The 23,859-nt window shown below is 36.0% G+C and carries 17 protein-coding genes, 2 tRNA genes and 6 pseudogenes; 16 read left to right on the top strand and 9 right to left on the bottom strand.

The window, feature by feature from the left end; all coding sequences use genetic code 11:
• Positions 1 to 2: 2 nt before the first annotated feature.
• A complete protein-coding gene (hfq, locus tag ACFIJQ_RS02325) occupies positions 3 to 242 on the bottom strand; it encodes an RNA chaperone Hfq (RefSeq protein WP_005773461.1) in 240 nt (79 codons plus the stop codon).
• A gap of 663 nt (positions 243 to 905) precedes the next feature.
• On the opposite strand from hfq, the gene ACFIJQ_RS02320 reads away from it, so the two are divergent.
• The 8 genes from ACFIJQ_RS02320 to mazG all read left to right on the top strand — a co-directional run bounded on the left by ACFIJQ_RS02320 (position 906) and on the right by mazG (position 14,724).
• The gene (locus ACFIJQ_RS02320) at positions 906 to 5,465 is read left to right on the top strand and encodes a hypothetical protein (RefSeq protein WP_375628346.1); all 4,560 of its coding nucleotides are present in this window, start codon (positions 906 to 908) and stop codon (positions 5,463 to 5,465) included.
• A 1,118-nt stretch (positions 5,466 to 6,583) separates the two neighbouring features.
• Positions 6,584 to 8,902, top strand: a complete 2,319-nt coding sequence (locus ACFIJQ_RS02315) for an NADP-dependent malic enzyme (protein WP_273788164.1) — start codon at positions 6,584 to 6,586, stop codon at positions 8,900 to 8,902.
• 189 nt (positions 8,903 to 9,091) lie between these two features.
• Entirely contained in the window at positions 9,092 to 9,376 is a 285-nt protein-coding gene (locus tag ACFIJQ_RS02310) for an acyl carrier protein (RefSeq protein ID WP_273788165.1), read from the top strand.
• Between the two features lie 10 nt (positions 9,377 to 9,386).
• A complete protein-coding gene (locus tag ACFIJQ_RS02305) occupies positions 9,387 to 10,562 on the top strand; it encodes a beta-ketoacyl-ACP synthase (protein WP_375628343.1) in 1,176 nt (391 codons plus the stop codon).
• A gap of 15 nt (positions 10,563 to 10,577) precedes the next feature.
• A complete protein-coding gene (locus ACFIJQ_RS02300) occupies positions 10,578 to 11,852 on the top strand; it encodes a beta-ketoacyl-ACP synthase (RefSeq protein ID WP_273788167.1) in 1,275 nt (424 codons plus the stop codon).
• A 58-nt stretch (positions 11,853 to 11,910) separates the two neighbouring features.
• The gene (locus ACFIJQ_RS02295; protein ID WP_015856467.1) at positions 11,911 to 12,939 is read left to right on the top strand and encodes a zinc-binding dehydrogenase; all 1,029 of its coding nucleotides are present in this window, start codon (positions 11,911 to 11,913) and stop codon (positions 12,937 to 12,939) included.
• Between the two features lie 6 nt (positions 12,940 to 12,945).
• Positions 12,946 to 13,875: a lipid A biosynthesis lauroyl acyltransferase gene (locus ACFIJQ_RS02290; RefSeq protein ID WP_273788214.1), complete on the top strand. Its 930-nt coding sequence runs from the start codon at positions 12,946 to 12,948 to the stop codon at positions 13,873 to 13,875.
• Positions 13,876 to 13,908: 33 nt separating this feature from the next.
• A complete protein-coding gene (mazG, locus tag ACFIJQ_RS02285; RefSeq protein WP_375628340.1) occupies positions 13,909 to 14,724 on the top strand; it encodes a nucleoside triphosphate pyrophosphohydrolase in 816 nt (271 codons plus the stop codon).
• Positions 14,725 to 14,793: 69 nt separating this feature from the next.
• Here the strand turns inward: mazG and ACFIJQ_RS02280 are convergent, their stop codons facing one another.
• Positions 14,794 to 15,159: an iron-sulfur cluster assembly accessory protein gene (locus ACFIJQ_RS02280; protein WP_015856470.1), complete on the bottom strand. Its 366-nt coding sequence runs from the start codon at positions 15,157 to 15,159 to the stop codon at positions 14,794 to 14,796.
• Between the two features lie 568 nt (positions 15,160 to 15,727).
• Between ACFIJQ_RS02280 and ACFIJQ_RS02275 the strand changes: the two genes are divergently transcribed.
• Positions 15,728 to 15,804, top strand: a tRNA-Pro gene (locus ACFIJQ_RS02275).
• Between the two features lie 259 nt (positions 15,805 to 16,063).
• Here ACFIJQ_RS02275 and ACFIJQ_RS02270 read toward each other — a convergent pair.
• On the bottom strand, positions 16,064 to 16,531 hold the full coding sequence (locus tag ACFIJQ_RS02270) for an Hsp20 family protein (protein ID WP_273788169.1): 468 nt from the start codon (positions 16,529 to 16,531) through the stop codon (positions 16,064 to 16,066).
• Between the two features lie 279 nt (positions 16,532 to 16,810).
• Between ACFIJQ_RS02270 and ACFIJQ_RS02265 the strand changes: the two genes are divergently transcribed.
• The 3 genes from ACFIJQ_RS02265 to ACFIJQ_RS02255 all read left to right on the top strand — a co-directional run bounded on the left by ACFIJQ_RS02265 (position 16,811) and on the right by ACFIJQ_RS02255 (position 19,113).
• Positions 16,811 to 17,728, top strand: coding sequence for a serine aminopeptidase domain-containing protein (locus ACFIJQ_RS02265; RefSeq protein ID WP_375628338.1), 918 nt, complete (start codon positions 16,811 to 16,813; stop codon positions 17,726 to 17,728).
• An 850-nt stretch (positions 17,729 to 18,578) separates the two neighbouring features.
• Positions 18,579 to 18,941, top strand: coding sequence for a cell cycle two-component system response regulator CpdR (gene cpdR, locus ACFIJQ_RS02260; RefSeq protein ID WP_005773448.1), 363 nt, complete (start codon positions 18,579 to 18,581; stop codon positions 18,939 to 18,941).
• Positions 18,942 to 19,038: 97 nt separating this feature from the next.
• Positions 19,039 to 19,113 (top strand) — tRNA-Val (locus ACFIJQ_RS02255).
• An 89-nt stretch (positions 19,114 to 19,202) separates the two neighbouring features.
• Here the strand turns inward: ACFIJQ_RS02255 and ACFIJQ_RS02250 are convergent.
• The 4 genes and pseudogenes from ACFIJQ_RS02250 to ACFIJQ_RS02235 form a co-directional block, all read right to left on the bottom strand.
• Entirely contained in the window at positions 19,203 to 19,481 is a 279-nt protein-coding gene (locus tag ACFIJQ_RS02250) for an XRE family transcriptional regulator (protein WP_375628499.1), read from the bottom strand.
• Positions 19,482 to 19,658: 177 nt separating this feature from the next.
• Positions 19,659 to 20,450 (bottom strand): annotated as a pseudogene (locus ACFIJQ_RS02245) (DNA adenine methylase).
• Positions 20,451 to 20,474: 24 nt separating this feature from the next.
• Positions 20,475 to 20,704: pseudogene (locus ACFIJQ_RS02240) on the bottom strand (hypothetical protein).
• Positions 20,705 to 20,820: 116 nt separating this feature from the next.
• Positions 20,821 to 21,048 carry a hypothetical protein gene (locus ACFIJQ_RS02235; protein WP_375628497.1) on the bottom strand — a complete coding sequence of 76 codons (228 nt, stop codon included), beginning with the start codon at positions 21,046 to 21,048 and terminating at the stop codon, positions 20,821 to 20,823.
• On the opposite strand from ACFIJQ_RS02235, the pseudogene ACFIJQ_RS02230 reads away from it, so the two are divergent.
• The 3 genes and pseudogenes from ACFIJQ_RS02230 to ACFIJQ_RS02220 all read left to right on the top strand — a co-directional run.
• Positions 20,986 to 21,365, top strand: a pseudogene (locus tag ACFIJQ_RS02230) (hypothetical protein); the annotation flags it as partial. The gene ACFIJQ_RS02235 and the pseudogene ACFIJQ_RS02230 sit on opposite strands and share 63 nt — an antisense overlap.
• Before the next feature lie 578 nt (positions 21,366 to 21,943).
• Positions 21,944 to 22,676, top strand: a pseudogene (locus ACFIJQ_RS02225) (antA/AntB antirepressor family protein).
• Positions 22,677 to 22,708: 32 nt separating this feature from the next.
• A complete protein-coding gene (locus tag ACFIJQ_RS02220; protein WP_375628336.1) occupies positions 22,709 to 22,951 on the top strand; it encodes a hypothetical protein in 243 nt (80 codons plus the stop codon).
• Positions 22,952 to 23,038: 87 nt separating this feature from the next.
• Here ACFIJQ_RS02220 and ACFIJQ_RS02215 read toward each other — a convergent pair.
• A pseudogene (locus ACFIJQ_RS02215) lies at positions 23,039 to 23,278 on the bottom strand (type II toxin-antitoxin system YafQ family toxin).
• Complete coding sequence (locus ACFIJQ_RS02210) at positions 23,224 to 23,526, bottom strand: type II toxin-antitoxin system RelB/DinJ family antitoxin (RefSeq protein WP_375628334.1); 303 nt, start codon at positions 23,524 to 23,526, stop codon at positions 23,224 to 23,226. The pseudogene ACFIJQ_RS02215 and the gene ACFIJQ_RS02210 overlap by 55 nt, the downstream one beginning before the upstream one ends.
• Positions 23,527 to 23,646: 120 nt before the next feature.
• On the opposite strand from ACFIJQ_RS02210, the pseudogene ACFIJQ_RS02205 reads away from it, so the two are divergent.
• Positions 23,647 to 23,859: pseudogene (locus ACFIJQ_RS02205) on the top strand (head decoration protein); the annotation flags it as partial.

Below are 23,859 nucleotides of genomic sequence, written 5' to 3'. Positions count from 1 at the left end.
GTTTACTCAGGACTTTCACCCTCAAACATCTGCACAGGCTGTCCAGGCATAATCGTAGAAATAGCATGCTTATAAACCAATTGCGCGTGTCCATCTCGGCGTAAAAGAACACAAAAATTATCAAATGAAGTTACAATACCTGTGAGTTTAACGCCATTGACAAGAAAAATTGTAAGGGAAATTTTTTGCTTACGCACCGTATTTAAAAACACATCTTGCAGGTGTTGTGATCGCTCTGCCATTATTCTTACACCTTCATCTCGATTGCATAAAATATTCGTGCATGCATATCGACTGAAAAATATCCAATTGTCAACGTAGAAGCTTCAAAATTTAGCAACAAACAACTGAAATTAGAGAAAAAACGGCTCTTTAAGGCAATAATAAAGCGCAACTTACGAAAAGCTATATTAAATTAAAAATTTTTCCACGTTTACTCTTTTATAATCTTACAATTCAAAGGCATACTTTATACACCCTAAGCTATTTAAGCTATTACAGACTATATGTGATGATGAATCGCTTCATTTAGAATCAATAAAAGTAAACGGACAACAATATTTATTAACGATCATCGGTATTAATAGAGAGGTATTCGCCACCCTACTGTATATATAACCGCTATTAAATTATCCTTATTTCAAAGACTAGCGGCTTATAAAGTTTTTTATAAACACAAGTTGTAAACAGTATTTTTGTTTTTGTTAGATTCAAATAATAAATTGTTTTTACTATATTTTATAACATTTTTAAACAGGGTATAAGAAACCGCGTTAACTTTATCTTGATAAGTTTTTAAAATTTTTTCCCAAGCATATTCCTTTCTAAATAATTAACAGCTAGTATGTAGAAATTATGTGGAAGAGGACGTATCCCTTTTCCGTCTGTAAGAGTACGAGGCGAGTATGGCACGCAGAACCAAATTGCAAACATTTGAAGTTGAAGTTGAAGAAGCCCTCACAAAAGCTATGAACTTTGATTTCAATGACGCAGAATTTGAAACAATATCATCCAATAATTCTGAAAATATTGTTAATGTCGATGATCTGATTCAAAAAATTGCAATGGCAGAAGAAGAATTCTTTGCTGAAAACGGTACGTCAACTTTTGTTTCTAATATTCATGATGAAGCTGTTGTTGATAAATCCGTTGTTGAACAGCTTTTTGCTCCAAAACCTTCACCTGATATTTCAGGTGGAACTGTTCATAATACATTGTTGTCTACAAAACTTCTTCCTGCAAATGATGATATAACAACCCCTGTAAATTTTGGACTATTAAAGCAGCGTTCTTCCTCTCGAGTCTACTGGTATACAACAGCGCTTAGTGCTTTATGGGCAACGGGAGGAGCTTTTATTGCGCATAAGCTCGCACCTACCGGACTCAGCTCCTTATCCAATATCAGCACTTTTGTTACATCCCCAACAGGACTCGCTGTAGCAGCCGGAACAGCAATTCCTATCCTTATATCTTGGGGCGTTGCTCAATTAACAAAACGTTCAAACGACTTGCATAACATTGCTCTTCTTATGACAAATGCTGCACAACGCCTTAGTGAACCACAACATTTATCTGAAAAACAAGCTATTGCTATAGGGCAAACCATTCGTGAAGAAGTAGCGGCAATGAACGAAGGTATTGAACGTACCCTCGGACGTGCTGTTGAACTTGAAGCAATCATACAAGGTGAAGTTCACAACCTAGAGCAAGCCTATGCTGAGAATGAATCACGTATTCACACATTAATCAAAGAATTGAGCAATGAACGCATCGCCATTTTGAATCACGCAGATCGCGTACAATCAACAATTAAAGGAACCCAAGAACAACTGAGTGATGAATTTGGTTTAGTTACCTCTAAAATTGTAACCAATGTTGAAAAGCTTGCACAAACTCTCTCTCAAACTTTACAAAAACAAGGTGAAGACCTTGTTGAAAAACTTTCCTATGCCGGTGATGGCGTAACAAATCAGCTTGTTGAAAAATTTAACGAAACAACAACACAAATTCAGCAGAAAAACACAGAATTTTTTCATGAATTAGGAAAAAACTTCGATGGTTTTGCAAAACGATTTGATCATAATGAAAAGCAAATAGAAAAAACCTTTAATGAAACAGCTGAAAAAGCGGAAGTACATGTTGCTAAAATTGCCACACATATACAAGCAGTAACAGATCAAACTTTGCACGCTGTCGATGAAAAGTTTAAAGCCTTGGATAAAGCTCTTATTGATCGTAATAATCAATCTCTACAGAATTTTGATGAGAAGATCTTAAAGCTCGACGACCAAGCACATAAACTCTCTTCTAAATTTGATAACGTAACCTCGCAAGCAATTGGAGCCTTTGAACAACGTTTAGCAACTGTTGATCTTTCTCTTAAAGAACATAGTGATTCCATCATTGATTCCTTTATAGAACGCAGTCAGGCTTTAGAGGATAATGCTGAAAAACTTGGTAACTTCTTGGAATCTCATGTCTTGAAAATAAATGAAAACCTCCAAGAAAAAACAGCAGACATTACCCATGCCTTTACAAATGGACGTGAAGCTATTCTTTCTGCAATTGATAAAAGTAAAGAAAGTCTGAGAGAAGAAATTCAGTATGTCGACAATGCCATTGTTGATATCATACAAGAACGTTCACAAGATTTTAAAGTACAACTTTCTGATCAACGAGCTCTTATGGCAGACATGCTCGATAACGAGAAGAATAAAATTGCGGATACATTAAGAAATCAAATTGATGTCTTGTCCCAAAATACTTCTCATATTGAAAAAGTTTTGGCTGACAATATTCAAGTCGTTGATAAACAAGCTGAAAATCATATCACAAACATCATTCAATGCACTGAAAAACTACAAGATGTCATTGTAAAAAGCTGCAATACAACCCAAGATGCTTTAGAAGCACAAGCGAGAAATATTGATATCCGAGCCGATGCTCTGCGTGATTCTTTAGCGATTAATAGTTTTTCTCTCAATGAAGTTCTTGCCGATCAAGCACGCACACTTGAGCAACGCATGGAAACAATCCACAACCTCATTGCAAAAAGTGATATACGTGTCGATGTTGCATTGAAACAACAAATAGATTTGGTTGAGAGTGCAATTGCCGCCAATAATAAGAACATTACTGAAACGGTTCAAGATCATATCAAAAATCTTGAAAGCCATGCCGAAATTTTAAAGAATACTCTCTCTCAATCGAGTGGTGTTTTCTTTGAAACCCTTGAAACACGTATGGAATCATTCGATACAGATCTAGAAGATCGTGCACACAAAATTTTTGAACGAACAACAACGCTAGAGGAAACATTATCTGAAAAGTTTAGCCAAATCTGTGAAGCCATTGATATGCAAACATCTGTTATTGAGGAACGTTCTGACACGTTAAAAACGTCTCTCATGCTTAATAATGAGCAAAGTCAGATAATTCAACAAGCGCTGGAAAGCAGTGTTGACAATATGCGTGTAACCTTAGAAGACTCTGTTAATATAGTTACAGATAACCTGCATAATAAGATTATAAAAGCTTCTGATATTCTTTCTTCTACGAGTGAACAAATTCTTTCATCTGTTACAAATGTTACTACACAAGCAGAAAATATTCTCTCAGAATCAGGCAATCGCATTGTATCAAATGTCAAAAAAACTGTTTATGATACCAGTGAAAAAGTTCTGTCCGTTCTGTCTGAACAAACAGCGCATACTGTCGAAGCTTTCGCAACAGCCAGTCATAACGCACAAGCATTATTGAATGAAACCATTCACACATCAACAACAGCAATAGAGCAAGTTCTTAATGAACGCTGTGATGTTCTTCATCACTCTATGCAAAATTTAAAAAATAATTTAGGGTATCAGCTCTCTGATGTAACGAGCCGTCTGGAAGATGCAGAAAATCAAACAGCAACACAAATTTCAAAACATGTTGGAAAAATAACAGAGCTGACAAATCACTTAAATCAAGCAGCGCAAAATACGACAGAATCAATTGATTCTTTAACACAGCATATCGGTGAACAACTCTCTCTCTCCACACAAGAAGCTGAACAAAGAATTTATGCACATAATGAATTTTTAGTGAATAGCTTAACCAAAGCTAACTCTGAAACACTTCAAACAATAACGGTTATGAAGGAAGAACTTGTTAATAATGTCTCATCCGTCTTAACACAGTTGAATCAATCAATTTACAATTTTAACGAAAATAGTAATGTTTTATTATCAGCTGTTCAAAATATTGATGGTCAGTTTAATGAGAGTGCGAATAATTTTTTCCGCAACACGGACCAAGTAGCAGAGCGTTTGTCAGCCTCAAATCAAGCGCTCAATAATAATGTTGAAATTCTGCAAGGACTTTCAAAGAATACCTTTGAACAAATTAGTCATATAACGAGCAGTTTTGGTGAACATGCAAAGACACTTTCCCAAACTATTCATGTTCTTGAACAATCTGAAAATTCACTTAGTACAACACTTGAAGAAAAACATAATACGCTTTCTGTATTAAGCGATGCTCTTGTTTCAAAGTCTCATGAAATTAATCAATTGATTGGGCATTATGAAAAAATCTTCAACTCAGCACTTGAACGCTCTGATAAGAATGCACGTAACTCCACAAATTCATTCCAACAATCACTTAATAGGCTTGTTAGTGAAGCATCGGCGCGTTTTTCAGAAGCAGCAGAAGACATACGTCGCTCCGCTGATGAAGTTCGTTTAGAGCTTTCAAAGATTAATAATGATATCAATGAAAATGTTAAAAAACTTCCAGAAAAGACAAAAGAAACAACGCAAACAATTCGCACAGCTTTGAATGAACAGATTACAGCGTTACAAGATCTAGTCAGTGTTATACAAAATGATCAAAAGAGCGCAAAAAAACAGCTGATATCAGAATTTCCTGCATCATCAATGTTTAATCAAAGAAGTGACAATTCCACTGAGTCCGTTAAAAAGATCGTACCACCCAAGCCTATTTTGCAACAAGATCAAAGCAAAAAAAGACCAAATAAATGGGTGTCAAATCTCTTAGAAAGAGCTTCACGTGAAGAAACGTTTTATGATGCTCCCCCTAGTGATAATGTTTTAACATCAGTGCAAACAAAACCATCTCCTGCAAACAGCTCTCTTAATTCATTAGCTTCTGGTATAGTGCAAGCTATCAATCACAATGCCATTGTTGAGCTATGGGATCATTATCAACGTGGACAAAAAAATATCGTAACAGAACGCCTTTATACCTTAAATGGACAAAAAATATTTGAAATGATTAAGAGAAAATATATGAGCGATTTTGAGTTTAAACGTTCAGTGAATCAATATGTTACAGATTTCGAAAAGCTCTTACGTGATATATCGCGCAGTTCTGGTTCTTCCAGCTCAGTTCGCAAATACCTGATATCAGATACCGGAAAAGTTTATACTATGCTTGCTCATGCAAGTGGTCGAATTCAATAAAAAAATAAAAAAAGTGGAAAAAGATATTTTTTCCACTTTTTTCCTCTCCAGTTGTTTTAATGGCTCATCGTAGAGTACTTTGCTTTCAACTACAGCTTTCTACTTCAAAGGCTGAAATAATTGGCATGCGGTTTTCTTTGATACCCTAAGCAATAACCCTAAAGAAGCGTAATGACTTATCAAACAACATATCACCTTAAGAATGATAAGCATGTTTTCTATTTCCTTATCTTTTTTAACTCCTTTATTTTTCATAGTTTCATAAAGGTACAAAATAGGTAATAATTATTTTTGCTAATTGTGAAAAAATCCCATGCTTTTATATTAAAATAGCTCATAGAAACATTTCTATTTATTTTTCAAACGTTTTTTATCCACACATTACTCTCGTTTGAATTATGTAATTGAATATTTTTTATTATATTAGGTGAATTTTAAATAAAAGAATCTTATTGTATTCAAATTTCTCATTCAACATACGAAATGATGCATTATAAATTATAAAGAAAAGCGTTATGCTAACTATATGATTTTCATGTATAAAATCCGCAATTCCAGCCGTTTCAGCCACATCTTTGTTTATTAAAACACATAATTGTCAGTATATAAAAGATACAGCTTTCACTATTAAGAATCCAATTGAACAATGAACAACATAACTTTCCACTTTCCTTTAAAATAGCAGAACAAACAATTTATAAATTACAAATTGTTATTTAAAATTTCTTCTACCTCCGTATAAAACTTTAAATAAAATATATATTTTATAAAAAATGGATGAAATTGATAGGAACCGTTCTTCTGTTCTTTCCTTATTTTGTAAACATTGCAAAAAAATAATGGCTTGATAATGTAATCGTTAGAAAATATTTTATTTTTTTGTAAAATAATCAACTTTTACGAGTTTTATTAAGGAAAGAAAAACAAATGTGCTGCTATCAATGAAATTATTCATGCACACAAACAAAAAGAATCATCAAACTGGTTTTACGATCCAGAGGAATTTGCTCATGCTCATGCATTTTGATATTCAGAGAAATGAGGATCTATTAGTGGACAAAACCTTATCGTAGATGGAACATCTCATATACACATACGCTAACTTGGATATCATAAAAATGTCTAGAGAACGAAATAGTGATTTCAGTTCACCAAAAGCTGAACTTGACAGTGCCGCACTTTTTTATCACCAACACCCAAAACCTGGAAAATTGGAAATACAAGCAACAAAACCTCTTGATAATCAACGTGATTTAGCTCTTGCTTATTCTCCAGGCGTTGCAGCACCATGTCTTGCGATTCATGAAGATCCCAATCTTGCTGCTCAATATACCTCCCGTGCTAATTTAGTCGCTGTTATATCCAATGGAACTGCTGTTCTTGGTTTAGGAAACATTGGTCCACTCGCTTCAAAGCCAGTTATGGAAGGCAAAGCCGTTTTATTTAAAAAATTTGCGAATATTGATGTTTTTGATATTGAAATTGATGCATCCGATATAGAACAAATGGTACAAACGATATCAACCTTAGAACCTACATTCGGTGGTATTAATCTTGAAGACATTAAGGCTCCTGAATGTTTTGATATCGAAGAAAAGCTTCGTGCTAAAATGAATATTCCAGTTTTTCATGATGACCAACATGGAACTGCCATTATTGTTTCTGCAGCTGTATTAAATGCCTTAAATCTTTCAGGAAAAAAAATTGAAAATGCAAAAATAGTTACCTCAGGTGCAGGTGCTGCTGCCCTAGCTTGTCTTAATCTTTTAGTTCGTCTTGGGGCGAAAGTTGAGAATATTTGGCTTAGTGACTTAGAGGGAGTTGTTTATGAAGGTCGCAAGACCCTTATGGATCGTTGGAAAATCAATTACGCACAAAAAACGGACGCACGAACTTTATCTGATATTATTGATGATGCGGATATTTTTCTAGGCCTATCTGCGGGTGGTGTTTTAAAGCCTGAATATCTTAAAAGAATGGCTCAAAATCCACTTATTTTAGCACTGGCTAATCCAGTACCAGAAATTATGCCTGAAGAAGCACGCTCTATACGACCAGATGCAATGATCTGTACAGGACGCTCTGATTATCCCAATCAAGTTAATAATGTCCTTTGTTTTCCCTATATCTTCCGTGGTGCATTAGACGTAGGTGCTAGTGCAATTAATGAAGAAATGAAAATGGCCGCTGTTCATGCGATTGCTGCCCTTGCACGTGAAGAAACTTCAGATGTTGTAGCACGTGCATACTCAAAAGAACCACCCAATTTTGGACCAGACTATCTGATCCCCTCTCCTTTTGATCCGCGTTTAATACTGCGTATTGCTCCCGCTGTTGCTAAAGCAGCAATGGCAACTGGTGTCGCCATTCGTCCCATTGAAGATATGGAAGCCTACTATGATATCCTCAATCGATTTGTCTTTCTTTCTGGTTTAACAATGAAACCTGTTTTTGCTGCAGCAAAAACAGCAAAACGTAAACGCGTTATCTATGCCAATGGTGAAGATGAACGCGTCCTTCGTGCAGCACAAGTTGTCATTGAAGAACAAACAGCAACGCCTCTCCTTATCGGCCGTCCACATGTCGTAGAAGCAAGATTAAAACGCTTTGGTTTAAGAATTCGTCCTGGTATAGATTTTGAATTAACAAACCCTGAAGATGATCCACGTTTTCGTGATTATGTTAATTTATTTTTTCATTATACAGGAAGGCGTGGTGTTACGCCTGAAATGGCGAAAACAGTAGTGAGAACATCAACAACGGCTATTGCTGCCCTTGCCGTCATGCGTGAAGAAGCAGATGCAATGATTTGCGGCTTAGAAGGACGTTTTGAACGTCAACTTGAATTGATTGAACAAATTATCGGTCTTGATCCTAATGTTCACCGTTTTTCTGCTATGAGTTTGCTTATCTCTCAACAACGTACTCTTTTCCTCACAGATACTTACGTCAATGAAAATCCTTCTGCAGAAGAAATCGCTGAAATGACTGTATTGGCAGCTCAAGAAGTTGAAGCATTTGGAATAACACCAAAAGCAGCCTTATTATCACACTCAAACTTTGGCTCTAAAAACACAGAAAGTGCGCGTAAAATGCGACGTGCAACAGAAATTCTTGCCAAATTACACCCTGATTTAGAAGCAGATGGTGAAATGCATGCTGATGCTGCCCTTTCCAAAGTTTTTCGTGATCGTGTTTTTCCTGATTCTCGTCTTAAAAGTGAAGCTAATTTGCTTGTCTTTCCAACACTTGATGCAGCCAATATCACGCTCAACACTGTTAAAAGCCTCACAAATGCACTCCATGTTGGTCCTATTCTAATCGGGGCAGCACGTCCCGCCCATATATTAACGCCTTCAGTAACTTCACGGGGAGTTGTTAATATAACAGCCCTTGCTGTCCTTGCAGCCAATAGAAAAAATAGTCTCGTAAAATAAATGCGCAATAAAATTTCAAAGTTTTTTAAATATTGAGATATAGTATTTCATGTCCTGTAAACCTCTTTTCTCTATAGATAAAGACAGCTATATTCTGGATTAAGTCTTTTTTTTAAAGAAAAAAAAGGCTAGAAGAACAATATTAAATGTATTTTGAATTTACTAACTCTATAATAAGGAATCCGTACATTGCCTTCCACGTTTGATAAAGTTGCTGATATCATTGCAGAAATCAGTGAAATTGATCGCGATACAATTACACCAGAAAGTCATACAATTGACGATCTAGGAATCGACAGTCTTGATTTTCTTGATATTGTTTTCGCTATTGATAAAGCTTTCGGAATAAAAATCCCTCTAGAACAATGGACACAAGAAGTCAACGAAGGTACTGTTGCAACAGAAGAATACTTTGTTCTTAAAAACCTTTGTGCAAAAATTGATGATCTCGTTGCCTTAAAACAGGCGGAGTAATTTTTTCACCATGCATGATCAATCTGTATTCATCACTGGTATAGGCCTCATAAGCTCTCTGGGGGAAGGAACTGATCGACATTGGAATCTCTTAAATGATCCAATCCATACACCAAACCTAGATTGTACAACTTTTTCACCCTACCCTGTTCATAAATTGCCCGAAATTGATTGGAGTTTACAAATTCCTAAAAAAAGTGATCAACGGCAAATGGGAACATGGCAGCGTCTTGGTACCTATGCGGCTGGTCTTGCTCTTGATGATGCTGGCATGAAAAATAATGAACAACTCACTTCAACAATGGATATGATTGTAGCAGCAAGTGGAGGAGAACGTGATATTACTGTTGATACACAGATTCTTTCTAAAGCGCGCACAGTTGCCGATCATGCCTCTATGTTAAATGTTGCTCTTTCAACCGAACTTCGTCCAACATTATTTTTGGCACAACTTTCAAACCTTTTGGCAGGAAACATTTCAATTGTTCATAAAGTCACTGGATCATCTCGTACATTTATGGGAGAAGAAGGCAGTGGGCTTTCTGCTCTTCAAATTGCTGTAGCTCGTATTAAATCAGGTCAAAGTACCCATGCTCTTGTAGGAGGTTCCTATAATGCACAAAGTTATGATATGTTGTTGGCGCATGAACTTGGTGGTCTTTTAACCCATAATGGATGGAGCCCAGTGTGGGATCGTGAAATCCACCCCGGCGGCGGTATCATAGCCGGCTCTGGTGGTATCTTCCTAGTTCTCGAAAGTGGAAAACATGCAAAAAAGCGCAACGCACGTGCTTATGCTGAAATTAGCCAAATTATTACAGATCAAACAGATAGAACCAAAATTCCACTTAGAGAATCAATTGCAACAATGTTAAAAACTGCGGGCGCTAAATCTGCCTTAGCCATTTCAGCAGCCTCAGGAGCTCACGAAGCAACAAAAGCAGAACAAAATGCTCTTGATAATGCTGATCTATCTTACCGTGGCATTACAACATTATTTGGTTATATGCGGGAAGCACAATTTCCTCTAGCTCTAGCTCTTGCAGCACTTTCAATTGAAAAAAAACGCGGTTTTCCAGCGTTAAGTCCTCATGAAAAACCTTTTTCTAAAGAAGTACGTGAAATATTTGTTACAACAATTGGTATAAAAAGAGCTGAAGGTATTGTGCGTCTTACTGCTGTTTGAAGGGGAATTTCTATAGTGAAATATCATGATCATTTCGGGCGTCCACTTGTAGCAATAACTGGTGCAGGCATTGTCACATCACTGGGACAAGGGAAACATGAAAATTGGCAAAAATTAACAAGCGGTGTAAGCGGTATCCACAAAATAACACGTTTTCCCGTTGAGGGATTAAATACATATATTGCTGGAACAATTGATTTTCTTAAAGAAAGTACACTTGGTGCTTCAGCTCTCTCTGAGAAGCTTGCACATCTTTCTGCTGAAGAAGCTTTAGAACAAGCTGCTATTGATAAAAAAAAATTTAATGGACCACTCTTTCTAGCTGCTCCTCCTGTTGAACTTGAATGGAAAGCACGTTTTAGTCTTGATCAAGAGGAAGAATTCAATAACGAGCCTTCTTATGCACATCTTCTTAAAGTCTGTAAAGATAAACTCCATGAGACGCTTTTTGAATCCACACAATTTGGTGCAATTGCAGAAAAACTTCAAAAAACATTTGGCACAAAAGGACTTCCTGTTACACTTTCCACTGCCTGTGCATCTGGTGCAACAGCAATTCAATTAGGTGTTGAGTCTATTAGACGGAAAGAGACAAATAGAGCTCTCATAATTGCGACAGATGGATCAGTTTCAGCAGAATCTCTTATTCGTTTTTCGCTACTATCTGCTCTTTCAACTCAGAATGAGCCTCCAGAAAAAGCAGCAAAACCCTTTAGCCGTGATCGAGATGGTTTTGTTATGGCAGAAGGCTCAGGCGCTCTTGTTCTTGAATCTCTTCAAAGCGCATTAAACCGTAATGCTACAGTTTTAGGAATTTTAGCTGGCTGTGGAGAAACGGCCGATGATTTTCACCGTACACGTTCAAAACCCGATGCATCACCAGCAATTGAATCCGTTCGCAAAGCTTTAGACGATGCAAAAATAACCATCAATGAAATTGATTATATTAATGCACATGGAACTTCAACACCTGAAAATGAGAAAATGGAGTATCTTGCATTATCAACAGTATTCGGTGATCTTTTAGAGCATATTCCAGTCTCTTCTAATAAATCAATGATTGGGCATACATTAACTGCTGCTGGTGCAATAGAAGCGGTTTTTTCGCTTTTAACCATTCAATCGGGGATACTTCCACCTACAATAAATTATGATAATCCTGACCCTGCTATCCCTTTAGATGTTGTTCCTCATCATAGCCGTAAAGCCTGTGTCAATGCAGTTTTGTCCAACTCATTTGGATTTGGTGGTCAAAATATGAGTCTTGTCATCACTGCATATAAAGGATAATCCTTTAATAATAAAATTTTATAACGCTAACCTAATAACATATTTAAGGGGAATGGTAATGCGTGCACTGCAACTCTTCGATGATCGCCGGCTTGAAATCACTAATATTTCCCCGCCATCTTCACCTAGTCTAGGTGAAGTAACTGTGCGGATAAAAGCCGTTGCTCTTAATCATATTGATGTATGGGGATGGCGTGGCATGGCTTTTGCGAAAAGAAAAATACCACTCATCATTGGTGCAGAAGCCTCTGGTGAGGTTATACAAATAGGAGATGGCGTTGAACATCTCCAACTTGGACAGATTGTCTCAATTTATGGTGCACAAACCTGCGGAGTATGCCAAGCTTGTCATGAAGGACGGGATAATCTTTGCAGTCATGTAAAGGGAGTTTACGGTTTTCACCTTGATGGATTTGCGTGTGAGCTTGTCAATTTGCCAGCACGTTTATTAGTTCCATCACCTCCCCAATGTGATGAATTGCAGGCAGCGGTTGCTCCAATTACTTTTGGTACCGTAGAACATATGCTTTTCGATAATGCAAAACTACAAGCAGGAGAAACAATCCTGATACAGGCTGGTGGTTCAGGTATTGGCTCTGCAGCCATTCAACTTGCAAAACACATGGGCTGTACAGTTATCACAACGGTAGGTTCAGATGAAAAAATTGCAAAAGCACACTCTCTTGGGGCAGATCATGTGATTAATTATCGTAAAGATCGTTTTGAAGGTGTGGTGCGTAAATTAACCCAAAAAAAAGGTGTTGACGTTGTTTTTGAGCATGTTGGTGTAGATACATGGAACGGTTCTTTGTTATGTATGAAAAAAGGAGCACGCTTAGTGACTTGCGGTTCTACCTCTGGTGTTTCAGCACCAATAAATCTCATGCAATTATTCCAACAACAACTTAAGATATTCGGTTCATTTGGCTGCCGTATGGAAAATATGAAAAATGCCATGCAAAAAATGGCAGAAAAAACTGTACACCCTGTCATTGATACGATTGTTGGGCTTGATGAAATTGATACAGCTTTAAAACGAATGGAGAGCCGTGATGTTTTTGGTAAAATTATCCTTAAAATCGATTAAATCATGATGAAGCTTTCTCTTAAAAATCTCATATATCTTATTAAAATTATAGCTAAAAAGATATCCTACTTGTTATGGGCATATCTGCTCTTTGGTTCTTTATTTATTCTAAAATGCTTTCCTGCCAAAATGGGAGTCTCTTTTTTTTCTTGGTTGGTAAAAAAAATTGGTCCCCTTTTACATCGTCATCAAATCACACTTACAAATCTTAGAGGTGCATATCCAGAAAAAACAGAGCAAGAACTCCATGCGATTGCAATAGAAATGTGGGAAAATATAGGCAGTTTTCTAGCCGAATATATTTTTCTTGATAAAATTTTTGATTTTGATCCTCATGCGGACGAGCCAGGTTTCATTGAGGTTAAAGGCGTTGAAATATTTGAGCGATTAAAAAATGAAAAAAAACCACATATTTTTTTCACCGCACATACTGGAAATTTTGAACTTCTGCCTATTTGTGCACAAAGTTTTGATCTTAATGTTACGGTATTATTTAGACCACCCAATAATCCCTATGTTGCCAAAAGAGTCCTTAAAGCACGACAAACTTCTATGGGGCATCTTATTCCCTCCAAGGCCGGTGCAGCATGGGCATTAGCAGCCAAATTAGAAAAAGGTGAAAATGTTGGTATGCTCGTTGATCAAAAATTTCGCCGCGGTATCATGGGAACATTTTTTAATAGACCTCTTAAAACAAATCCCTTAATTATAAAACTCGCTCGACAATATAACTGTGATATTTATCCAGCACGTTGTATTCGTTTGCCTAATGGACGTCATCGTTTAGAGTTATATGAACATATAGAACTTCCACGTGATGAAAAAAATGATATCGATATAGCTGCTTCTACGCAAAAATTAAATGATATTGTTGAATCTTGGGTCCGTGAATATCCTGGACAATGGATGTGGTTACATAGACGTTGGGACATCTAACATAAGGCTCTATTGCTTACAAAGGAAGTGCAAATGTTAGCCTCAAAAGACATCAAAGATCTCATTGCAATTATCACTGCATTACGAAATTCTGATAGCGGTTGTATCTGGCATAAAAAACAAACTTTTGAATCCCTCATACCCTATATGCTCGAAGAAGTTTACGAAGTCATCGATGCCATTGAACGAAAAAACAGAAAGGATCTCTGTGAAGAACTTGGAGATCTTCTTTTACAAGTTATCTATCATGCTACCATTGCACAAGAAGAAGGCAGCTTTACTTTTGAAGATGTTGTTTATGCAATCACGGCAAAAATGATTCGGCGACATCCTCACGTTTTTGGAAATGCCGAGCAAAAAAAACGAGGATTTATAAAAGAAGAGTGGGAATATATAAAAAAAAGAGAACAGGTTGAACAAAAAAAATTGCGCGAAGAAAAAAACAACAATTCCTCCACAAGCATACTCGCACAAGTAAAACAAATCCAGCCAGCAAACCAAGAGGCACTTGCTTTACAAGAAGCAGCAGCTAAAGTAGGTTTTGATTGGAAAGAAAGTGATAAAGTTTTTGAAAAAATAGAAGAAGAACTCGAAGAGCTCAAAGAAGCCATTAAAAATAAACAAAATTCAGAGATAGAAGCAGAGTTTGGAGATCTCTACTTTATTCTCCTTAATCTCGCACGCCACTTAGCGATTGATTCACAAAAAGCATTAAAAAAAACGAATATAAAATTTCGAAACCGTTTTGCCTATATTGAAGAAAAGCTATCCACTCAATCTAAAACACTCACTGACGCATCCTTGAATGAAATGGAAGCACTTTGGAAACAAGCTAAAAATGAACAATAAAAATATTAGATTTTTTCTACCTCAAAGAACAAGTCCCTCTAAAATTACTGAATTATAATTCAGCTCAACTCAATTTGTTTTATATTGATCCTGCGTAGCAGGACGAAGTTCCACCGATTCGCCACACCCACATGCTGAAACTTGATTAGGATTTTTAAAGACAAAACCAGAACGAAGCGTTGTCACTTCATAATCCATCTGCGTCCCTAATAAAAATAATACCGCATCATGTGCTACGAAAACACGGGCACCATTCACTTCAACAACATCCGCATCTATCCCCTTTTCTTTGACAAGAGTAATTGTATACTCCATCCCTGCACAACCACCTTTTTTGATACCAACAAGAATACCCTGTGCATCTTTTGCGTCCATAATCGCTTTAACACGATCCACTGCTGCTTCCGTCAAATTTATTACCGAAAAACGGCTCATGGTTTACTCTTTTCTTAGTTCAATAAATACTTTGAAAGTTTTTCCTCTATAATATTGTATCTGGTATTTTAGAAAAAAAACAACAAAACCTAAATTAAAGTATTCTAACCTTGTTTATTTGGATAAAAACGCGTACCCATAAAATGAGATTTATGATTATACAATCCAGAACTTACAATTTTTTGTCCACATAAAACACAAAATACTTCGTCTATAAAAACTCTAAACAAAGGAAAACGTTTCAATACCATACATTCACTCCTCTCCTTTTGAAAATCTTTATCTTTTTAGAAAAGTAACGATTAGATAAGGAAAAAATATACCCCCCGTACTCATTTTCTCCCCTCCTTCTCCAATTCATACCCCTAAAGCCACCAATCTTACCCCTTCACAAAATGATTACAAAGAATTTTACAGATTTGTTACGTATCTTGAATTGATAACAAGATATTGATGTCCAAAATTTTTACTTTCAAAAGCTCTAAGTGCAAAAGCATTTTAGATTTTATTCTGTTTATTTTTTCTCTTGCCTTTAAAGAAACAGTCATTTAATCGTTTTACACAAACTCGGAGCGTAGCGCAGCTTGGTAGCGCACTTGACTGGGGGTCAAGGGGTCGTGGGTTCAAATCCCGCCGCTCCGACCATTTTTAAAATGCTATAAAATAAAAAATAAGCTTACTTAAAAAGTGAATTATTATGCATTTCAATTAGCACATACATGAATTTTTTCTTCAACGTAGAATAGTGCGCAATAACATTTTATCACAAACTCGAAATAAGCTGTTTTATTAAAATAAGCTTCGTTCTTAGGAAAACACACACGAAACGCGAGACCTTTTGCCTCGCGTTTTTTATTCTTCAGAAAAATTTATAATTATTCGGTCTTATATTTTCTAAATTTTCCTACACGACAATGTCGCTATTATCATTTTTTGTAATGGATGGTGACATCTGTACGGTTATCTTTTTGGGTTTTAATTCAGCTGGCATTTCCCTTTTAAGCTGAATATGAAGAAGCCCATCTCCAAGTTCTGCTCCAATAACCTTAACATGATCAGCCAAATGAAAACGCCGTTCAAAAGCACGCGAAGCAATGCCTCGATAAAGGAATTCTCGCTCTTCATCATCATTTTCAGACTTTCTGTTTCCCTTAACGATCAGCTGGTTACAATGCGTTTCAATATCAATTTCATCTTGAGAAAAACCAGCAACAGCCATAGAAATTCTATAAGAATCTTCAGTTAAACGCTCGATATTATAAGGGGGATAAGAAGAAACTTCATCTGGTTGTCTTCTAGAATCAAACCAGTTAAAAAGATGATCAAAACCTACTGTGGAACGATAAAATGGTGAAAAATCTACTTGACGCATAATATTGCCCTCCTCTAGAGCGACTATAATTTATAATTAATTCACAAAGTTCCCAAATGGCAAACTTACTTGTGAACCTGCGGCCCCATCATGGCAACCACACTATATTATCTGGTAATTGTTTTTCTTTATTTCAACTCTTTGGAATCTAAATTGATAAAAACTATCTAAAAAGCAATATACCCCTTTTTAAATCCTTTTTCTTCATTACATAAATGTCAAAGTCCTCTCATTATCTCACGTTGCACTAAGCGGCAAATACACTGTAAAGGATTTCAATTGGAAACACCTATTTATCCCATAGACTGGGCTTCCACTCCTCCTAATATCCATCATGGTACTCTTAAAATAGCAATAGATCACGAAATGCGTTTTGCGATAACATATCCTGAGGTGGAAAAATCTAAGGGAACAATTGTTATTCTCAAAAGCTACGCAAGTACTTTAGAAAAATATTTTTTATTAATAAATGAAATTTCTAAACGCGGTTTTCATACAGCAATATTTGACTGGTTTGATCAAGAAAAAAAATCCTCCAAGATAAAAAAACAAAGCCGACATCATTGTTTTGATATAAATAATGATATTAATGACTTATATGAATTTCTTAAAAATATTGTTTATCCTAATTGTCCGCCTCCTTACTCTATGCTCACCTATGGTATAGGTGGATTGATAGCACTTAGCGGATTAGATCTCATTAATTATCAGTTTAATAAATTGCTCTGTGTTTCTCCCCTTTTTGCTCCATTCGGTAATAAAACGAATGGTTTTCAACATAAATTAACACAATTTCTTTCTGATATAGGTCTTGGCTTTATACCAGCGAAAGATGGGAAAAAATTAAACAAAAAAAAACAAAACAATATAAAATCGGAACACATGCATAAAGTGCCGTTCCATTCCATTAAGCCCCCAACATCCCAATGGATGGCATCGGTATTTAATGCGATCGATTCTATGAAGAGAAATGTACTCCACGGAGATTTACGAATTCCAACACTCTTTATTCTAGCCAATCAAAACAATATTGCAAACAACATTGAAGTGCGGCAATTATGCCAACACACACGCCTGACAGAAAGTATTACTATTACAGGCGCTGAACTGGATACAATTATGGTTAACGAAAGTTATAAAAAGCAATTTTGGGCTGTATTTGATGCATTTATTCCCGATAATGTATTTGTAAAATAACACTAAATCTTAATTTCCGCTCCGCCCCATAAAAAAGAAAATTTCTACGAGCGTTGGATCTACAAACACTTTTTAATATAATGGATTTTACTTTCCAACCACTCATATGATTCGTTTTCTAGCCTCTACAGGCAAGCCATGACCTAAATATTCACCACGCATTCTAATAAAAAACTAATATATAAAGTATATCGTTACATTAAACAAAATTATTTTACATCATAAAAAATAACTTAATAAAAAAATATTTTGTATAATTAATAAAATGAAGATAATAAATCTACCTTAATATAACATGATAGATATTTATAAATAAAACATCAAAATACTATTTTTGATCTATTATTAAATGTTAATTTAATATTATATCTAGAAAAATAATAGTTTTCATCTATTTAAGGAAAAAACTGAAAATAAAGCGCACTTATAATATTTATTACAAATCTCTATAAAAATAAATAACTATGAAATTTCTATTTCTTAAGAGAACTTTTAAAAAACAATAAATTAACATAATATTCTTCTAATTTCTCTATATAGCAAGTCCCTACAGTAACGGTTTTCATAAGTTTTTTTAATGAAATTCTGATAATAATCAGCGAATTTAAAAGAAAAGATAGCAATGAATCATCTTAAAAGTTTTAGAGCCCCCCTTCTTTTTTCCAAATCACATATATTTTGAATTTAACCAACTCACAACGAATATGCTGTATTCTGAATAAGAATGTAAGAATTAACCATTTTGCCATTCATTTCAATTATGAGCATTTTACCGTCTTTTTTATAAATACTCTATATTGTATAATTGATGCGGCAAAACTCTGACAAATGGAGCCATTGGAACATAATCATGAAACGAATCCTGCTCGCAGAAGATGATAACGATATGCGTCGCTTTCTCGTAAAAGCCTTAGAACGTGCAGGCTACGAAGTCGCCGATTTCGATAATGGTATTAGCGCGTATGAACGTTTACAAGAAGAGCCATTTTCCCTTCTCTTGACTGATATTGTGATGCCAGAGATGGATGGAATCGAACTCGCACGACGTGCTACTGAGATTGACCCCGATTTACGAGTAATGTTCATTACAGGTTTTGCAGCGGTAGCACTCAATTCAAATAGTGATGCCCCTCCTGATGCAAAGGTTCTCTCTAAGCCATTTCACTTACGTGAACTCGTCAATGAGGTTGAAAAGATCCTTATCGCTGCTTAAAAAGTATTTTTTTAAGTTATTTGCATCTGTTGAAAGAGAAAACGAAATTAGGCATTGACGTTTGTCATTCTATATGGTGTATGCAACATCAATGAATGGGCGTGTAGCTCAGCGGGAGAGCACTACGTTGACATCGTAGGGGTCACAGGTTCAATCCCTGTCACGCCCACCAGATTATTTTTCTTATTCTATAACTTGCTCTATTTATACATCTTTTTTACTGTGAGGGATGTCTGAATAAAGTTAGAGGAATAGGGTTTTTTAACATTTCTCTACAAAGGTAGCATTTTTCTCTCTTTTTGATTCGCGAATTACTTCTGGTATTTGTTTGAATTTTTCTAAATCCTCTTGTGTAAAAATATCTATAAATCTAGAAAACATGCCAACAATTTCACGCCTCAACGGATCAGAAGTCTTGATTGTAAAACTTGTGCAACAAGCATCCGATTCTCTTCTCAAGATTTCTGCTACCTCTTGATCTAAAGCATAGAGTTCAATTATCTTTTCCTCCAGTCCTACAGGAACAGATTTTTTTCTGATCTATACAAAAGATAAAAATGCTACAGATATGTCTAATTTCTTAGCCATATCTAAGAGACGTTCTGAGTGATCAAGACAAAGTTTCCGTAAAATTTTACCAAAGGATGTAAGCATCAAAAACGTCCTGTTAGAGAAAAAATATTTCTTCTGATTCTAACAAATCTTTTTATGATTTCCTCAGTTATTACGAATCAAGAGTTCTTTTCGAAGAGTTTTTTTAGCAAAACCAGATGTCCAAAGGGTCTCTAATTCTAAAAAGTCAAAATCCCTAAAGATCTCTCGAACCTCATCACTATCATTCAGACTCAAGACAAATTTTCCTTGGATGCTTTTGAGAACTTTTGCCATACTCACAAAATCATCTTCAACAAAATTCCCAGAGCTGTAACACTTCTTCTTCACAAGATAAGGCGGGTCTAGGTAAAATGAACTGTCGGGTGCATCAAAAAGTTCGACAACTCGCTCCCACGATAAATTTAAGATCGTCGTATCAAGAAGCTTCTGTCTAAAACGCCGCATCCTTGCAAAAGCTTATCGGGATTAAATACTGTAGGCTTTTTTCTTCCAAAACTAAAAGAGACATAATCTTTTTTCCCATACATCACACAACGTTGGAGAAACAAAAAACGTGCGGCTCTTTCAACTTCGGAGAGGCTCTATGGTTCAATAGCCGCAAGTTCAAAAAACAACTGTCTCGAACAAACAAACCACTCCAGTTGTTTGGCTAAATCATCAAAATCATTTTGAACACATTGAAACAGGTTCGTGATCTCACCATTCAGATCATTAATAATGGAATATTTCGCTGATTGTTTGTTTAGAAAAATAACACCTGAACCTAAAAATAGTTCATAGTTCAACATAGGTTTCATGGTCAATATTATTTAAAATCGGTATAATTTCCTTACGTAGATAGTGTTTACCACCCATCCGCGCAAACAATATTTGTGTAAATTCTTGTTTCATCATATTTTTAAAGAAAAAATTTGATATCTAACTTTTTGTTATCCACTTTTTGAGGTGTGAGAAGCTATTCTCTACAGCGTCCACGAAACGGGAAAATACATTACAAACATAAAGACAATGAAGGCAATCCATTTCACGATGCGTGACATCATCTTTAAACCTTGATAGATCTCTATCATCTCGTGAAGGAGCTGTTGTTCTGTTTCTGTAAGACCTTTATCTTTGGTGCTTCGTTTCTTGACCATCTTTCCAACCACATAAATGTGCTCCCTGCTTGTTATGCTTCAAAATATCTCTTTCAAGATTTGAACTGATGACCGCAACATACTGATTATCCAAATAAATGGGCAAGCAGCCACCACAAGAAATAGACCTATTTGCCGCGCACCAAACGAGAAAGTTCAGAACGCACACCAGCATCACTTTTTTGATTAACTTCATTTTCTACCTCAAGACGTATTGTTGCTGTCTTTAAAGCATTCTCTGTTTGCTTTTTCCGTTCGCTTTTCTTGCTAAGGCGAAACGCCTTGGCTAAAGCCGCTGTAAAGCAAAAATTCTCGAGACAGATATCATTGGCTCTGGAACACCGATACCTCTTAATTTTTTCAAGCAAAAAAAAACAAAACGCGGCGTAACTTACACAATGTTTGGAAAAAAGAAATCTTGTCTCATGGTTTTATCAAGGGTGGGAGTTTTCCAAAGCGTGTTGATTTAAAAAAGATGAAGAATAATGTTTTTCAAAGGGTAGACGGAGGTAAATTCCTCATTGCAAAACAAGAAGGATCATCAATTGCTGGAGTGATGTCCAAGCCAGAAATCACAAATTCTATCGCACAATATGCCAGTGAAAGATTAACTAAAAACATACAGAGACAACTTGAACGTCAAGAATACGCTGCTAATAAGAAAGCTAAATAATGTTCTCAAGCTTTATCTACCTATCCCATATCCTTATAAGTTTATGCATTACACACTTTGATTGCAATTTTAAAAACAAATTATCACTTATGCTTTGTTTTTTTATAAAAAAGTCAATAAAATCAATATAAAAGATACTTCCCAGCGAGTTAGCTTCGTTACGGGGCAGGCTGCGCAAACTATCGCTAGCGACAGAATTTTCAAATTAACTGTACATTGTACACTTAACTCATTGATAAATAATGATTTCAATATGTACACTGTACAGTATATAATTATTTTGAGATGGAAATTATTTTTATTCTCGACATTATTGCGCCAATGTATATTTTCGAATCAAGTGCCTAAGAAACACCTTAAATCGATAGCGGATAGATTACCGACACAATCTCTTCTCCGCACATTAGAGACTTTGACTCATTATATGCTACATGCATATAATGGATTTGTCGGGTGTAGTTACGCTATACAATACTCTTTATGGGGAAAGCGTAACGACGGACTATCGACCGTCTTTCTTAGCGCCCAGCATTCTTCTGGAATATCAATAAGAAACCTCTAATCGATAGGAGTTCACTATGAACACTCTTATAGAAATTAAAGAACGGGTTATTGATAGAGAAGCTGTTCAAACCATCAATGCTCGTTATTTGCATGCATTTTTGGAAATTACATCAAAATTTGCAAACTGGATTAAAAATCGTATTAAAGAATGCAAATTTCGAGAAAATATAGACTTATAGTTTTTTTCTAAAAATTTAGAAAAAGGGGGGCGTCCAAGCATGGAATATCACCTCACCTTAGACATGGCAAAATACCTTTCAATGATCGAGCGTAATGATAAAGGTCATCAAGCAAAAGAGTATTTTATCGAATGTAAAAAGCTTGCAAAACAAGTAGCGACACCGCAAATCGATTACTCCAAGCCCGAAGCATTACTTGGTGTCTTGAATCACCTACAAAATCAAATCGAACAGAAAGATAGCATCATTGCAGAATAGCAGCCAAAGCAGACGCGCTTGACGATTTAAAGCCTTCTGATGGTTTGTTCGGTCTTATTGAAGCGGAAAAACTCTTGAAGTACGACCAAAGGACTTAACAGATTACTTGTATAAACATGATTGGGTGTATCGCCGTGTTCCAAGTGGTCCATTATTACCCTATCAGGATAAAATCAAGAAAGGATTTATGGATTATCCTGCTATCACTATTCAAGAATCTGATGCTACAGAAAAGATACTGCCTTCAACAAAAATTACACCAAAAGGATTGGCATGTTTGAGAGAACAAATCTTTGGGGGTGTGCAATGAAGGTAGATACCAACTTTTTATGTAATGTGTGAATGGCTTTGTTTCAGTTTGTCAATTGTGAATATGTAGATAACAAAAATTGTAGTACTCTGGTTGACATTATGGGTGTGGTAGAAAAAGCTTTGATTTTAAAAGCTCAAGATGAGGTACCGAATATTACAAAGATTCTAGCAGTTCTTAAAGGCTTTGGAACTTCAGAACTCCCGCATAGCATGAATTCGTTATTGCAAGCTTATGCTCCTACTTTGGAGAGCCCTGTTGTGAAAGCTGCTTAGCAAAAACATAACTCCCCTCTCCATTCTCAAAAATGGGGAGGTAGTTTAAAGATCAAGTTTTGAATGGGAGCCAAGACATACTAAAACCTATCGATCTTGACCAATCAAGCGATAAATAAACACTAAGTCAGGTCGAATATGGCAATCTCGATAATTGCTCCAATTCCCAGTCAATGCATGGTCATGATATCGAGATTCTAAAGGCTGGTCATTTGCTAATGCTGCAATGATTTAGCGCAAATCAATATCTAAAAGATGCCGATACCGTCCTTTCATTTCACGCTTGAAATAACGTTTGGAGATAGTGGTGCGTTCAATCGTCCACATAGATCATCAAATAATTCGTCTACGGAATGAAACTTTTTTAAGTTGCCTTCATCTAATTCCGTAAAAGCCGCTATGGTTTCCGCATTGGGTTGAAACAAGAAGGACGGAATAGCTTTATCTTGTGCAATACGCATCATCAACACTCTCACAACATCACTTACTGATAAACCTGAAGCTTGAATAACTTGATTAGCGATATTTTGAATTTCTTCTGGTACACGCGCCTGAACCATACGACTAGCAGCCATAATGATCTCTCCTCTTGTAACTGTATTTCAGTGCAATACAATTGGAGTTTAATTTCAACCGCAAAATGTTTGGCTTATCTGATACGCCGAAAACCCCATTCCTCAAGCATCAGAAAAATACATCTCCCCCTTAATCCAGCAGCATCAGATAGCAGTCAAACACCGGCAGAGATTTCTTTTGCCACTATTGACGCAACAGAAGCAGATCAACGCGCTGTGATTACAGAACGCTTATGCACTGTAAAAGCTTCTGAATTGCTATGGCCAGATGCCATCACAGACGAGCAAAAGAAAGCAGCCATTCAGTCTTTAGAAGACCATAACAACATTCTA

This window comes from Bartonella sp. TT67HLJMS (assembly GCF_042193375.1).
Taxonomy (GTDB): Bacteria; Pseudomonadota; Alphaproteobacteria; order Rhizobiales; family Rhizobiaceae; genus Bartonella; species Bartonella grahamii.
Note: the sequence above shows the minus strand (reverse complement) of the source record. Positions and strands in the feature narration are given on the sequence as shown.